Source organism: Mesorhizobium sp. 1B3 (assembly GCF_050958605.1).
In the GTDB taxonomy this organism is placed as follows: Bacteria; Pseudomonadota; Alphaproteobacteria; order Rhizobiales; family Rhizobiaceae.
The window spans coordinates 622149-636508 of record NZ_JBJHDO010000001.1 but is presented as its reverse complement, the minus strand read 5'-3'; the positions used below and the strand labels follow the sequence as shown (position 1 = coordinate 636508).

Annotated in this window: 15 protein-coding genes and 1 pseudogene; 7 read left to right on the top strand and 9 right to left on the bottom strand. The window is 62.5% G+C overall.

The annotated features are described in order from the left end of the window. Window positions 1-25: 25 nt before the first annotated feature. The 3 genes and pseudogenes from ACCO56_RS02980 to ACCO56_RS02970 form a co-directional block, all read right to left on the bottom strand. Entirely contained in the window at window positions 26-1066 is a 1041-nt protein-coding gene (locus tag ACCO56_RS02980; RefSeq protein ID WP_433637458.1) for a sugar ABC transporter substrate-binding protein, read from the bottom strand. Window positions 1067-1100: 34 nt separating this feature from the next. Continuing rightward, window positions 1101-1874 carry an ATP-binding cassette domain-containing protein gene (locus ACCO56_RS02975; RefSeq protein WP_433637456.1) on the bottom strand — a complete coding sequence of 258 codons (774 nt, stop codon included), beginning with the start codon at window positions 1872-1874 and terminating at the stop codon, window positions 1101-1103. A gap of 157 nt (window positions 1875-2031) precedes the next feature. Continuing rightward, a pseudogene (locus tag ACCO56_RS02970) lies at window positions 2032-2157 on the bottom strand (ROK family transcriptional regulator); the annotation flags it as partial. Between the two features lie 276 nt (window positions 2158-2433). Between ACCO56_RS02970 and ACCO56_RS02965 the strand changes: the two are divergent. The 6 genes from ACCO56_RS02965 (at window position 2434) to ACCO56_RS02940 (ending at window position 6554) form a co-directional block, all read left to right on the top strand. Then, window positions 2434-2919 carry a DUF1772 domain-containing protein gene (locus ACCO56_RS02965; RefSeq protein ID WP_433637454.1) on the top strand — a complete coding sequence of 162 codons (486 nt, stop codon included), beginning with the start codon at window positions 2434-2436 and terminating at the stop codon, window positions 2917-2919. Window positions 2920-2925: 6 nt separating this feature from the next. Continuing rightward, window positions 2926-3603: a TetR/AcrR family transcriptional regulator gene (locus tag ACCO56_RS02960; RefSeq protein WP_433637453.1), complete on the top strand. Its 678-nt coding sequence runs from the start codon at window positions 2926-2928 to the stop codon at window positions 3601-3603. Window positions 3604-3634: 31 nt separating this feature from the next. Beyond that, a complete protein-coding gene (locus ACCO56_RS02955) occupies window positions 3635-4273 on the top strand; it encodes a dihydrofolate reductase family protein (protein ID WP_433637451.1) in 639 nt (212 codons plus the stop codon). Between the two features lie 175 nt (window positions 4274-4448). Further along, window positions 4449-5081: a dihydrofolate reductase family protein gene (locus ACCO56_RS02950; protein WP_433637450.1), complete on the top strand. Its 633-nt coding sequence runs from the start codon at window positions 4449-4451 to the stop codon at window positions 5079-5081. A gap of 184 nt (window positions 5082-5265) precedes the next feature. Next, window positions 5266-5643 (top strand): VOC family protein, encoded by a 378-nt coding sequence (locus ACCO56_RS02945; RefSeq protein ID WP_433637448.1) that lies wholly within the window; start codon window positions 5266-5268, stop codon window positions 5641-5643. 17 nt (window positions 5644-5660) lie between these two features. Beyond that, window positions 5661-6554, top strand: a complete 894-nt coding sequence (locus ACCO56_RS02940) for an arginase family protein (RefSeq protein WP_433637447.1) — start codon at window positions 5661-5663, stop codon at window positions 6552-6554. 75 nt (window positions 6555-6629) lie between these two features. Here ACCO56_RS02940 and guaA read toward each other — a convergent pair whose 3' ends face one another. The 5 genes from guaA to ACCO56_RS02915 all read right to left on the bottom strand — a co-directional run bounded on the left by guaA (window position 6630) and on the right by ACCO56_RS02915 (window position 11407). After that, the gene (gene guaA, locus ACCO56_RS02935; protein ID WP_433637446.1) at window positions 6630-8186 is read right to left on the bottom strand and encodes a glutamine-hydrolyzing GMP synthase; all 1557 of its coding nucleotides are present in this window, start codon (window positions 8184-8186) and stop codon (window positions 6630-6632) included. A gap of 89 nt (window positions 8187-8275) precedes the next feature. After that, window positions 8276-8908 (bottom strand): 5'-methylthioadenosine/S-adenosylhomocysteine nucleosidase, encoded by a 633-nt coding sequence (locus ACCO56_RS02930; protein ID WP_433637444.1) that lies wholly within the window; start codon window positions 8906-8908, stop codon window positions 8276-8278. 14 nt (window positions 8909-8922) lie between these two features. Next, on the bottom strand, window positions 8923-9378 hold the full coding sequence (locus ACCO56_RS02925) for a PaaI family thioesterase (protein WP_433637442.1): 456 nt from the start codon (window positions 9376-9378) through the stop codon (window positions 8923-8925). A gap of 86 nt (window positions 9379-9464) precedes the next feature. Next, complete coding sequence (locus ACCO56_RS02920) at window positions 9465-10754, bottom strand: RsmB/NOP family class I SAM-dependent RNA methyltransferase (protein ID WP_433637439.1); 1290 nt, start codon at window positions 10752-10754, stop codon at window positions 9465-9467. A gap of 236 nt (window positions 10755-10990) precedes the next feature. Continuing rightward, a complete protein-coding gene (locus tag ACCO56_RS02915) occupies window positions 10991-11407 on the bottom strand; it encodes an MAPEG family protein (RefSeq protein WP_433637437.1) in 417 nt (138 codons plus the stop codon). Window positions 11408-11550: 143 nt separating this feature from the next. On the opposite strand from ACCO56_RS02915, the gene ACCO56_RS02910 reads away from it, so the two are divergent. Beyond that, window positions 11551-12615 carry a hypothetical protein gene (locus ACCO56_RS02910; RefSeq protein ID WP_433637435.1) on the top strand — a complete coding sequence of 355 codons (1065 nt, stop codon included), beginning with the start codon at window positions 11551-11553 and terminating at the stop codon, window positions 12613-12615. A 96-nt stretch (window positions 12616-12711) separates the two neighbouring features. Here ACCO56_RS02910 and guaB read toward each other — a convergent pair whose 3' ends face one another. After that, complete coding sequence (gene guaB, locus ACCO56_RS02905; protein WP_433637432.1) at window positions 12712-14214, bottom strand: IMP dehydrogenase; 1503 nt, start codon at window positions 14212-14214, stop codon at window positions 12712-12714. Window positions 14215-14360 lie beyond the last annotated feature (146 nt).

Genomic DNA, 14360 nt, shown 5'->3' with positions numbered 1-14360 from the left:
CGCCGCGACAGTGGCAAATCGCGACTTACTCTATGGACTTCACCGTCTCGGTCGGCGGCTTCATGTTGCCCCAGAAGGCCGGGTTGTCGACGTTCTCCTTGGTGATCGCAGCGCCGGGGATCTTCATGTTCGGTCCCCAGGCTTCGATCGTCAGCACCGCTGGCAGGCCCAGCACCTCATAGTTGCCAGCCTTGATCTCCTGCTTGTTGACCACCTTGTCCATGAACATGGCGACGGCCGCAGCTTGTGCGTAGAGCGGCTGCTCCACCTCGACGTTGAGCCAGCCCTTGCGGATGAGGTCGAGGCCGACGGGCGCGCCGTTGGAGCTCATCATCATGACGTCGCCGGGTTTCTTGCCGGCCGCCTCGAGAGATGCGACAGCCGCAACCGAAAGGTGAGCGGCGTGGCTGAAGATCAGGTCGATGTCGGGATTGGAGACGATGTTGTCGGCGACGATCGTGCCGGCGTTGCTCGCCTCCCATTGCATGGCCGGGTGCGAGATGATCGTCACTTCCGGAAAAGTCTTCATCTTCTCCTCGAAGCCCTTCTGGATGTCGAGCGTGTAGGGATCGCCGGGGTCGCCAAGCACCTGCAGTATTTTGCCCTTTACCGACCCATGTTTCGCCTTCAACAGCTTCTCTGCCTGCTCGGCCGCGACATGACCGATCTCGACCGTGCCGGCGACGGAAGTGAAGTCGGAGGGCGTCGCGGTGATCTGGCGATCGAATTGCACGACCGGGATACCGGCGGCGCGCGCCGCCTCGACAGACGGCTTCAGCGCGTTGAAATCGACCGCGGCAAGGATGATGGCGGCCGGCTTCAGCGCGATCACGTCGTTCATCTGTGACTGCTGGGCATCGGTCTTGTTGTCGGCATTGAGCGTCTTCATCTCGTAGCCGACCTGTTTCAGGAACATCTCGAGCGCGGTCACAGAGCCGGTCTGAAACTCGTCGAGCAGGGTGGGCACAAGATAATAGACCGTGCCCTTCGACTGTGCGAAGGCCGGCGTCAACATGGCGAGCGCCAATGCCAGAACGCCGAAGGCGGATAATGCCATACGCTTCATGTTCTCGCTCCTCTCGTAACCGGAAAACCCCTCACTATCCCCCGTCGCCTGCCGGTCCGGTGCCGGCAAGGGTCTCCCCGGTGATCATGCCGACCACCGCGTCGGGACTTGTTTTCGATCGCGGCACATCCCCAGCCACGACACCCTGGCGGATCACCACGATCCGGTCGGCGACCTGGAATGCCTGCTGCATGATGTGCGTGATGATGATGACGCCGATGCCTTGGGCGGCGACCTGGCGGATCATGTCGAGGCCGCGCCGCGTCTGCTCGACGCCCAGCGCGGCGAACGGCTCGTCGAGCAGCACCAGCTTGCCGCCCCAGTGAACGAAGCGGTTGAGCTCGATCGCTTGCCGCTGGCCGCCCGAGAGATGCTCGACGTTGGTGCGCAAGGAAGGGATGCGTGTGCCGGCATTGGCCAGCGCGTTCGCCACCTCGCGCTCCATGGCGCGCTCGTCGAGGATGGGGATGCCGAGAAACCTGCGGGTGATCTCGCGTCCCATGAAGAAGTTTGCGACCACGTCGACATTGGTGCAGAGTGACAGGTCCTGGTAGACGGTCTCGATGCCGGCAGCTTTGGCCTCGGCCGGGGTCTTGGCAAGGAAGTCCTGGCCTTCGAAGAGCAGACGTCCCGATGTCGGATCGAGTCCCCCGGAGATGATTTTCACCAGCGTCGACTTGCCTGCGCCGTTATCGCCGAGCAGCGCGACGACCTCACCCTTGTTGATGGAAAAGGAGATTCCCTTGAGCGCTTCGATCGCGCCGAAGTTCTTGCGGATATCTTCCAGCACGAGGAGTGGCGTCGTCATGCTGCAGTCTCCCCGCTAGGGCCGAGCACGTCGCGCTTCCGTTCGCCAACGAACATATCGCCGAAACGGGGCAACAGCACGCCCGATCCAGGCACTGCCATGCCGATGCCTAGCATGCGGCCACCCGGCCTGCGCCGATCGGCGTGATACGGATGTCGACCGTCAGCACCACCCGTTGGGGGACTTCGCCGCGCGTCGTCGGGCCATGCAGGCCGACTGCCTCGAGCACAATCCGGCGATTATATGGCCGGCCGAACTCCTGATGGACACCTCTGAGCGTCACGTTCTCCCTCCGGGAGATAAACGTTACACCGAGGTCACTATTCAGTGAAATGGATTTCATAAAATGCCGGGGGCCTCCCGCCCGGCCCGGCGATGCGTCTGACTTCATCCATTAGCTACAGTCCCTTCAACAGCCGCTTGCGCGAGGCGGTCGCCCAAGAATCGAACATCGAGATGGCACCGTCACTCGGCCACGGCCCTAGGCGGCCGCCTTGCATATGTCACGGCGACTGTATACTATGTATATATGCGACGTTCACAAAGCGAAAGCTCCGACATGTACTTAGCGCTCTCGGTTTTGGGTTTGCTGCTGGTAGCAGTGACAATGGGCCTGTCGTTGGCCCACGCGCTGGAGTTTCCCGGAAAACTGCGGCTCGACGAGCCGACTTACCGGGCTGTTCAGGCGATCTACTATCCAGGCTTTACGATCGGCGGGCTCGTCGGAGAGTTCGGCAGCATGCTCTTGCTTGCCGTGCTGCTTTTTCTCACACCGACCAATACCGATAGATTCTGGTGGACCGCTGCGGCCCTCGCTCTGCTGATTGTGGGTCACGCGACGTACTGGTTTGTTACGCACCCGGTGAATAGCGCATGGTTGAGAGACACTCAGCTCAGCGGCGCTAGTCAGTTCTTCTTCGGTCTGTTTTCTGCTCCGGATGCGGACTGGCGCCATATGCGAAATGTGTGGGAGTGGTCCCATGTCGGCCGCGCCGGCTTGGCGACGCTTGGTTTTCTCTCAATGACAATGGCGATAACCCGTTAGGAAGTCATGGCGAAGTCAGCCCAGAAGCGGAAATCTCCCTCCGGCTCGAAGCGTGGAGATCTCTCGCGCGACAAGCTCATTGCAGCCGCCATCCGGCTTATCGATGAAGGGGGCGCGGACGCGCTGACGATGCGAGCCCTCGCTGACATGGTCGGCGTGACCCCGATGGCGCTTTACAATCACTTCAGCAGCAAGCGCGATCTTCTCGCTGCCGTCGCCGAGCACATCATCGACGCCGCGCAGTTCGACGGCCAGCATACGGATTGGCGAGAGCAGATACGTCACTGCTTCGATGTCCTTCGGGATTTGTGCCTTCAGCATCCTGGACTGCCAGGTCTGCTTGAGCAGGATGGCGCTGCGCCCGGAACGGCCTTTGCTCCCATGGAGGTGACACTGCGGGCGCTTCAATCGCAAGGGATGACCGAACTCGACAGCGCAAGGACCTTCTTTCTCCTCATAGGATTCACGCTGAGCCAAGCCTCTTATCAAACTCGCCCAATTCCTGCACTTGAACCCTCTGAAAAGGTCCGAACTGAACGCATCGCAGGTCGCGGCTACAAGACCATCGAGCGTCTCGATATGCCTGTGACGTGGGATTTCGATGCGAGCTTCGCCTTCGGCATTTCGCTGATCCTGAATGGGGTCGAGACCACCGTTTCGAAAATCGCCGAGGCGTGGCCGTAATAGAGGCGTCTTCGGCAGAATTGGCGTTCGCATGATCTGGTTGTCCCGCACAATGCCGGACGTTCCCTCGGTTGAGATGAGTTCGGATCGAAACGACGAAAGGTCAAAAATGTCTACATCAGTGCTCTACATGTCGATGTCACTTGACGGGTATATAGCCGGTCCCAACGACAACCCGGGCGGTGATGGTTTCATGCGCTTGCACGAGTGGTACGGCGATTTCTCGCGGCCATCCGGAGCGGTCGGCGCGTTGTTCGATGAGGCGAACGCGTACGGAGCTATCCTCGCGGGTCGGCGTACAGTGGAGCAGGTTGATCACTGGGGCGGTGATCGTAACGGTGTCCAGATCTTCGTACCCAGCCACCGCCCTCCCGGTCCCACAGTGGCAAACTATCCGTTGGTTACATACGTGACCGATGGAATCGCTAGCGCGATGGCGCAGGCGAAAGCCGCCGCCGGCGACAGACATGTGTTGGTGCACGGCGCGTACACAGCGCAGCGGGCGCTCGAGGCCGGAGTGCTGGACGAGATACAGATTCACCAGATTCCAGTATTGTTTGGAAATGGCCTAACGATGTTCACAGTGTTGCCATCGCGTGTGGAACTGGAGATCGTACGAGTAATCGATACGCCGCAGGCCACTCACATTCGGTACCGCGTATGCCACTAATTCGATCGACAATTCATCGTCTCCGCGATCCTGGTCGAGATCCGGTAAGTAGGTGTGGCATTCCATCATCTCGCTCTTTCCTCGAACGGCCAGACCTATCTGCTGCCGCGGACGGCATAGATCTGCCGACTATCAGATCCGGGCCGCACGAAGATTCCTGAAAGGAGTTCCAGCCATGTCACTCGTTCGCATCCACAACTTCGCCATCTCTCTCGACGGTTTCGGTACTGGCGAAGGTCAGAACGCCGATGCACATTTCGGTCACGCTGGCGATAGACTGCATCAGTGGATGTTCGCTACCCGCTGGTGGGGGCCCGGCGGTAGCGGTGGCGTCGACGACGTCTTCGTCCAGCGGCACGATCCGGGGATCGGCGCAGAGATCATGGGTGCCGGGAAATTCGGCCACCCCGGATGGCACGAGGACCCAAACTGGAAGGGTGCGTGGGGTCCCAACCCACCGTTCCATACACCTGTGTTCATCCTCACGCATCACACGCGTCCGTCGATCGCGATGGAGGGCGGCACGACTTTCCACTTCATCGACGCCTCGCCCGCGGAAGCACTCGAAGCGGCGCGTGAGGCTGCGGGCGGTCAGGACGTGCGCCTCGGCGGAGGCGCTACAATGATCCGCGAGTTCCTTGCGGCAGGACTGGTCGACCATATGCATATCGTCGTGGTTCCGATCCTCCTCGGACGCGGCGTGCGTCTTTGGGACGGACTGGAGGGTCTCGAGACGAACTATGACATTGAGGCCGTGTCATCGCCCAGCGGCGTCACGCATTTGACGTTCACACGCAGGGACGTATGAAATCGCGCCAGTCGATGCGACCTGATGAGGCGGGAAAAGTATTCTTGCTCACAGTCGACGCGTCAGTCCATTACCCTCCTGAAGCTACGACCAATGACTAAACGGGATGGCAAGCGGCGATCTGCTTGAAGGAACAATGATTGGAAGCTGCCGTTGGTAATAAGGCCAGAACGGGAGCGTCGCTGTGATCCACCATGTCTCGGTTGGGACAAATGACGTCAAGCGGTCCAAGCGTTTCTACGACGCTGTCTTGCCCATCGTCGGCATACTGCCGATGGCAGAAGATGAGGGAGGACTGGGTTACGGCTGCGGCATGTTTCACTTCAGCGTTCAGGTGCCGATTGACGGAAAACCTGCGACTGTGGGCAACGGCACTCATATCGCGTTTGCCGTCGAGGATCGTTCGATGGTGCATCGATTTTACGCAGCTGCATTGAAACATGGTGGCAGCGACGATGGCGGACCGGGGCTGCGGCGCGATTACGATGCCAACTATTACGGGGCATTCGTCCGCGATCCAGACGGTCACAAAATCGAGGCCATGACCTACTCCGCGAAGTAGTGGCTAACGGAGGCTCCATGCCGAACCATCCCTATGCAATTATCGAAGCCCCTTCCACGCTGGGCCTGGCGACCGACGGTGTGGAGCACTTACCCGACCAGCTCTTGGACTTCGGTCTTGCGGAGCGTATCCAGGCGCGCCGCGCCGGGCGGCTGGCTGTACCCCCGAAGGACCCGACGCCCGATCCCGAGACCGGCATCCTGAACGCTACGGCAATTGCAACGTGGTCGCCCGAGCTCGCCGACGCCGTGGAAGCGTTGCTTGACGCAGGCGAGTTTCCAGTGGTGCTGGGCGGCGATTGCACGATCTTGCTGGGCTCAATGCTCGCGTTTCGACGGCGCGGCCGCTACGGCCTGTTCTTCATCGACGGCAATGCCGATTTCTTCCAGCCCGAAGCGGAACCCAATGGTGAGGGCGCCTCGATGGATCTCGCCTTCGTCACCGGCTACGGTCCGTCGCTCCTGACCGATATCGAAGGTCTCAGTCCTCTGGTCCGTCCCCAAGATGCCGTCGCATTCGCGTATCGCGATCATAAGGATCAGGAGGAGTACGGAAGCCAGCCGCTCCCCAAAGAGCTCAAGGCAATCGACCTTCCCGCTGTGCGTGCAATGGGCATAGAGGCCGCAGCGCGCGAAGCGGTCGACCACCTGACGCGAGAGGAACTGGACGGCTTCTTCATCCATCTCGACGCCGACTGCCTCGACGACGTGATCATGCCGGCTGTCGATTTCCGCGTGCCGGACGGGTTGTCGTGGGACGAGCTAAGAGCCGCGCTTCGGATTGCCTTAACGAGCGGCAAGGCAGTAGGCCTCGAGGTCACCATCTACAACCCGCGCCTTGATGACCACGGCAGCGCCGGCCGGGGCCTGGCCGACGTGCTAGTCGCAACGCTCGGAACAACAGCGCCATAACGCTGACGGACACCCCGTCACGGTCCGCCACTTTGTATATTATAAACTGTCTTGTCCTCAGACTTCAGTGCAAAATCACTCCCACTCGATGGTTCCGGGCGGCTTGGAGGTCACGTCGTAGACGACGCGGTTGATGCCGCGTACCTCGTTGATGATACGGGTTGCGGCGGCGGCGAGGAAGTTCATGTCGTAGTGGTAGAAGTCGGCCGTCATGCCGTCGACCGAGGTGACGGCGCGCAGGGCGCAGACATATTCATAGGTGCGTCCATCGCCCATCACGCCTACCGTCTGGACCGGCAAGAGCACGGCGAACGCCTGCCAGATCGCGTCGTAGAGGCCGGCCTTGCGGATCTCGTCGAGATAGATCGCGTCGGCCTCGCGCAGGATCTCCAGCTTCTCGCGGGTGATGCCGCCCGGGCAGCGGATGGCGAGCCCCGGTCCCGGGAAGGGATGACGGCCGATGAAGTGCTCGGGTAGGCCGAGCTCCTTGCCGAGTGCGCGCACCTCGTCCTTGAAGAGCTCGCGCAGCGGCTCGACGAGCTTCATGTTCATGCGCTCTGGCAGGCCGCCGACATTGTGGTGCGACTTGATCGTGACCGACGGGCCGCCGGTGAAGGAGACACTCTCGATGACATCCGGATAAAGCGTGCCCTGCGCCAGGAAGTCGGCTCCGCCGAGCTTCTTCGCCTCCTCTTCGAACACCTCGATGAACAGCCGGCCGATCGTCTTGCGCTTTTTCTCCGGATCGGTCTCGCCTTCAAGGGCGCCGATGAAGCGATCCGAAGCGTCGACCAGGATCAGCGGCAGGTTGTAATGCTCGCGGAACATCGCGACCACGTCGGCCGCCTCGTTCTTCCGCATAAGGCCGTGGTCCACGAGGATGCAGGTGAGCTGGTCGCCGACCGCCTCGTGGATGAGCAGGGCCGCGACCGAGGAATCGACACCGCCCGAGAGCGCGCAGATGACCTTGCCCTTGCCGACCTGTTTGCGGATCGCTTCGACAGCCTGCTCACGATAGGCGGCCATCGTCCAATCGCCGGCTATGCCCGCGATGCGATGCACGAAATTCGTCAGAAGTTTCGCGCCGTCCGGCGTGTGCACGACTTCGGGGTGGAACTGGACGGCGTAGAATTTCCGCGCCTCGTCGGCGATGGCCGCGAAAGGCGCGCCGGGCGAAGTGCCGACGACCCGGAAGCCGGGTGGGATCGCGGTGACACGGTCGCCATGGCTCATCCACACCTGGTGGCGCGTGCCCTTGGCCCAAATGCCCTCGAACAGGGCGCAATCTTCCTCGATCTCGAGGAAGGCGCGGCCGAATTCGCGATGATGCCCCGCTTCAACCTTGCCGCCGAGTTGCGCGCACATCGTCTGTTCGCCGTAGCAGATGCCGAGCACCGGCAGGCCGGACTGGAAGATGGCGTCCGGTGCGCGCGGGCTACCGATGTCGATAGTCGAGGCCGGGCTGCCGGAAAGGATCACCGCCTTGGGCTTGATGCGGTCGAAGGCTTCCTCGGCCGACTGGAACGGGACGATTTCCGAATAGACGCCGGCTTCGCGCACCCGCCTGGCGATCAGCTGAGTGACCTGGCTGCCGAAGTCGATGATGAGGACGGTGTCGGGATGGTTCTTCATGGCGGGCCTTTAAAGAAGAAACCGAGTCGGCGCAATGGGTATCGATGCCGCCCTCGCGCCCATGGTCACGATGAATCTAGAAGGGAATCTTAGAAGGAGATCGTGCCGCTTCTGAGGCCTTGTTCCAGCCTGTCGACCGCAGCGGCCAGCTTCTCGTCTATGACGTGGAGGTATTCCGTCCAGTCGCCGACGTGGCGGAGTTCGGCCGCGCCGTCGGAAATGCCGCGCAGTCCGATCAGCGGGAGGCCGAAGAGCTGGCAGGCGCGCAGAATGGCAAAGGTTTCCATATCCACCATGTCGGCTTCGATGCCGTCGTAGGCAGCACCGGAAATCACCGCGCCGCCGGTCGACAACGTCGCTTCCTCTATGCCGGGGATGCGCAGCGGCAAAGGAATGGTGACGGGCATGTCCAGAAAAGGCGTCGCGCCTTTTTCGAAGCCCAGCACCGAGGCATCCATGTCGCGATAGGAGACCGAGGCAACCTGATAGATGCCGGCCTGCTCGAGCGATCGGCTGCCGGCCGAGCCCAGCGAGACGACGAGTTCCGGCAGCTCGCATGCGGCCTGCAGACGGGCCAACATCGATCCCATCGCCACGCCGGCCTCCACCGGCCCGACGCCGGTCATGAACGGCACGAAACGACGCTTGAGATGCAGGCCGTATTCGGCGGCCGCCGCCATCACGAAAAGGACGCTCCTGCCCCCGAAATTCCTCGGCGCCACCGGCTGCCCCTCGTCTAACCTTCCAGCCCGCTACGGCCGGTGATCGTCATCATCGTGCCCGTCATGGTGGCGATAAGCTTCGCCTCGCCGTCAGCGGCGAAGGCGTAGGCCTGGCCGTCCGCCACGATGATGGTGCGGCCGGGCTTGGTGATTGAGCCTCGGAACAGAAAACGCTCGCCCCTGCCGGGCGCCAGCAAATTTACCTTGAATTCGATGGTCAGCACCGCGGCGTTGGCCGGCATCATCGAATAGGCGGCATAACCGCAGGCAGAGTCCAGAGCCGTCGAAATGATGCCGGCATGCAGGAAACCATGCTGCTGGGTGAGCTCTGCCGAATAGGGCATTTCGATCTCGACCGTGCCCGGCGTCACCACGGTCAGTTGGGCTCCGATCGTCTGCATGGCCTTCTGGCGCGCAAAACTGGAGCGCACGCGCTCCTCGAAATCGGCATCGGGCATCGGCTTTGCCATCGCTCACTCCCAGTAATGTCGACCGCTTATTGCAAAGCCTGTCGCTCAAGGCAATCATTCCTGCTGCAGTGCAGCAAGCCGACGCGTTAGTGCAAGCGCCGCATTGCGCCGAAGAAGAAGCCGTCCGTGCCGCTGCGTGCCGGGCTGAGGATGATGCCACCCCCCGGTAGTATACGCCCCAAACCTTCCCTGTCGGGGAACAGATCCTGCCACAGTGCCTGATGGTCGACCGGAGCAAAGTCCTCGTTCGCCGTAGCGAAGGCTGCGAGCTGGGCGCCGTTCTCGGCGGAAAACACCGAGCAGGTTATGTAGACGAGCCGCCCGCCCGGCTTCACGAATTCCTTCGCCGTGGCCAAGATTGCAGCCTGCTCGGCGATGCGCGCATCGAGCTGGCGCTCGGTCAGGCGCCATTTGGCGTCCGGCCGACGCCGCCAGGTACCGGAGCCCGTGCAAGGAGCGTCGACGAGGACGATATCCATCTGGCCGGTCAAGGCCGAAAGATCGGAAGCTCTGGACACGACTTGAACGTTGCGGTTCTCCGATCGGCGCATACGATCGAAAATCGGGGCGAGCCGCGCCTTCTCCGCATCATGCGCGAAGATCTGGCCGCGATTGTCCATGATTGCCGAAAGCGCCAGCGTCTTGCCGCCGGCGCCCGCACAGAAATCGAGCACCTGCATGCCGGGCTCCGCCCCGGCGAGTTCGGCGACGATCTGCGATCCCTCGTCCTGCACCTCGAACCAACCCTTCTGGAATGCGGGCTCTGCTTGGACGTTGGGATGGCGCCCCGAACCGTCGATCGGCGGAATGCGCAGACCGTTCGGTGCAAGTGCGGTGGGCGCGGCTTGCGTCTCCGCGAGTTCGGCCATCACCCTGGCACGATCTGCCTTCAGCGTGTTGACGCGAAGGTCGAGCGGCGGCCGTGCCGCGAGCGCCGCCCCCTCGGCCACCCAATCCTGGCCGAAGCTTTCCTCGAGCAGCGGCGCACACCAATCCGGACAGTCGGCGCGTACGGCAGACGGAGCTTCAGTGGCGCTTCGCGCCGCGATCGCCCGGAGCTCATCCGTCCCCAATAGCTCCGGCCCGAACCTGTCGCCATCCAGCATTTCGTTGAGGGATTGCGGCGTCAGGTTCCATTCCAGCAGCAAGGCGCCGAAGCCAAGGGCACGGGGGGTGTCGGCGTCGAGCAGCCAGCCGGCAGACCGGCGTCTGCGCAATGCATCATAGACGATGTTGCCGATTGCAGCGCGGTCGCCCGCGCCAGCGAAACGATGCGACAGCCCCCAGTCCCTGAGAGCGTCGGCCGCCGGCCGATGCCGACGCTCGATATCATCGAGTACCTCGATGGCCGCAGCCAGCCTTCCGCCTGTTCTCATGTCCGGTTTCCCCGTCTTCGGCCTACCCGATAGTGGGCGTAGCTAGCCGTCAAAGCCGCCGCGTACAAGCGCAAACGCGCAGAAATCATTTCCTGCCGAGCAGCGCCCTAAAAGACAACGGGCGCGGCGGATATGCTTGGGCTGGCGGCGCAACTGCCTGCGGACGGCCAAATGCCTCACGCTCGCCCCATCCCTACGGGCCCTTGCGCGACGAACAGTCAGCGGATGCACTGATATCACAACCCGGCGATATGGAGGGCGAAGGAAATCCACATCAAGGCGAGCACAAGAGCGCCGACGGCAAAGGCGGTGGTGCGATAAGGCACGATGTTGATCGTGACATGGACCAAGGCGTGGACATAACGGGACAGGGCGAAGATCCACGCGAGCGCCAGCACCCAGTAGGAAACGCCATTCGTCGCGTAGAACGCCAGGCAGGCGACGTAGAAGAGCACGGGCAGTTCGAACTGATTGGCGAGATTGTCGCCGACGCTCACGCTGCCGGCGGGTTCGCCCGAGTGATCCTTGAACTGGCTGATCCTGACCTCGCGCGTCCTGACCGCCGCGCCGCGCCGTTTCATCAGAACGGCATAGACGATATAGACGAGCAGGACCTGGACGAGCATCGGCCAGAAGATCGCTGTCTGGTTCACTTTCCCCTCCCAGGAATGCCGCGCGAGATTTGCTCAGGATGAGAAAGACTGCAATCCCTCTTCGCAGCGCCTCGGCCACAGGTCTTAACGCGGCCTTTACCCTTCTCGACCAGGATTGCAACCGGGGATAGAGGGGCCTTCTCATGCTTCCAGCCACGATCAACCGCTTCAAGCCGGCTGTCGCCGTGATGCAGTCGATCACCATGCTGCAGGAACGTCTGAGCCGCGATGATAGTCCCGGTTCGCGCATCGGCCAGATCCCCGCCCAGGTCGCCCCGCCCAAGGACATGAAGGCGGTCAACGAGCTCTATTTCGGCAGCCAGCTCACCCTCACCGAAGCCATGACCCGACTCATGGAGAAGGTGGTCGGCTATGTGAACGACAAGCTGTCGCTCGGCCGCGACGGCTCCGAAGAAGGAAAAAAGGCTGGCACCGAATGGCGCGGCAAGGCGCTTCTGGATTATGTCGAGGTCGGTTCGGAGGCCGACTTCTCGCTGCCTAAACCCGGCAAGAACGGCGTCACATTCCAGCAAGTCGCCCGGATGATGCTGGACATGTTCGACACGGGTTTCCTGTCGCGCGACCGGGCGTTGATGAGGGAACTGGAGCAGATGATCGGCTTCAGGCTCGACGGAATGAGCGTAACCGATCTCCTGCAGGGTTTCGCCGACCCGAACAGCGAAGCCGCCGAAAAGGTTCGTGGCGTGCTCTCCGAAGGGCTGGCCGGCCAAGCCGGCAGCAAGGTCAGCCAGCGGCTCGAGCGTGCGGCCGCCGGGCCGAAATCAGTCGAGGAGACGCTCGCCGACACCAGGAAATCGCCCATCGACGAGGTCGATGAGGAGACGGTGAAGGAAGATCTTGAAGCGGTGAAGGCGGCACGGACGCTCGAAAAGGTCGAACAGGCAGCGGAGCTGCCCGAGACGGTGCGGAAGGCGTTGGACGAGATGAAGGAGGCTGGGGCCGAGCACGGAGGGGCAAGCATCGCGGCGGCCGTGCTCCAGGCGCTCGGGAGCCTGAGCGCCGACGGACCGAACGACGATGCCAAGGCCGAAACTTCCGCCAGCGGCGTGGTCGATTCAGAATTGGAGGCTTCGCTCCCGCCGGCGAGCGAGGCGAACCGCCCTGCCCTGGCGCCTGTTCTGCGGGCCTATCTGGAGGCGCAGGAAGCGGAACAGGAACAGGAAAAGCGCTTTTCGATGGTGATGTAAGCACTTGGCCGCGGCGCGGACCAGCGCGCCGAAGCCGCGGTGTTTCACATTGGTATCCTCGAGAGGGACGCTGGCATCCGGACCCGACGTCGACGCTTAAACTGCCCCGGGATAATTCGGGCTCTCACGCGTGATGGTCACGTCGTGCGTGTGGCTTTCACGCAAGCCGGCATTCGAGATGCGAACGAAGGTTGCTCGCGAACGCAGCTCCGCCAGATCGCGCGCGCCGACATAACCCATGGCGGCTCTCAGACCGCCGGTGAGCTGGTGCAGCACGCCGCCCGCAGGGCCCTTATACGGCACCTGGCCCTCGATGCCCTCCGGCACGAGCTTCAGCGTGTCGCGAACCTCGGCCTGGAAATAGCGGTCGGCCGAGCCGCGCGCCATCGCGCCCACCGAGCCCATGCCGCGATAAGCCTTGAAGGAGCGCCCCTGGTGCAGATAGACCTCGCCCGGGCTTTCGTCCGTGCCGGCGAGCAGCGAACCGATCATTGCTGCGCTGGCGCCGGCGGCTAGCGCCTTCGCCAGGTCGCCGGAGAACTTGATCCCGCCGTCGGCGATGATCGACACCCCGGCTTTATCCGCCGTTTCGACCGCCGACATGATGGCTGAAAGCTGCGGCACCCCCACACCGGCGACGATGCGCGTGGTGCAGATGGATCCTGGGCCGATGCCGACCTTGACGGCATCCGCACCCGCGTCGATCAGCGCTTTCGTGGCGTCCCCCGTAGCGACGTTGCCGGCCATGATGCGCACCGCATTCGACAGCTTCTTGGCTCGCGCAACGGCATCGAGCACGCGCTGCGAGTGGCCATGGGCGGTGTCGATGACGAGCAGGTCGACCCCTGCTTCGATCAGGCGTTCGGCACGCTCGAAGCCGTCGTCCCCGACGCTTGTCGCAGCCGCTACCCTCAACCGGCCCTGGGCGTCCTTCGCGGCGTTGGGGTTGAGCTGCGCCTTCTCGATGTCCTTGACGGTAATGAGCCCGACGCAATTGCCCTGCGCGTCGACCACCAAAAGCTTCTCGATCCGATGCTTGTGGAGCAGGCGCTTGGCCTCGTCCTGATCGACCGTTTCCTTGACGGTGACGAGGTTCTCATGGGTCATCAGTTCGGCCACCTTCTGGGCCGGGTCGGATGCGAAGCGAACGTCCCGGTTCGTCAGGATGCCGACGAGGCGACCGGTCCAATGGCCGCCCCTGCCGCCATTCTCGACGACCGGTATGCCGGAAATGCTGTGCGAGCGCATCAGCGTCAGTGCGTCCGCCAGCGTTGCTTCGGGACCGATGGTCACCGGGTTCACGACCATCCCGGATTCGAATTTCTTTACCTGGCGGACCTGTTCCGCCTGCTCGGCCGGTGAGAAGTTGCGATGGATGACGCCGATGCCGCCTGCCTGCGCCATGGCGATCGCCAGCCGTGCCTCGGTCACGGTATCCATTGCCGCCGACAGGATCGGCAAGTTGAGTTCGATGTCGCCGGCGATCATGGTGCGCACGTCCGTTTGGCCGGGCATGATCTCGGAGTGGCCGGGCTGGAGCAGCACGTCGTCGAAGGTAAGCGCCAACGCGCCGGTAGCGGTCTCGATGATTTTCGCCATTGCCGATCCTTGAATTGCGTCAGGGGCGCCAGACCTGTTGGTCCGCGCCCGACTCGATTTTCCCTTTCAGGATTGGCAGCGGCTGGTAACACGTCCGACGGCCAATGAAAAGATGCAAGCGACCTTCTTGCGCGAGAACGGGTTCT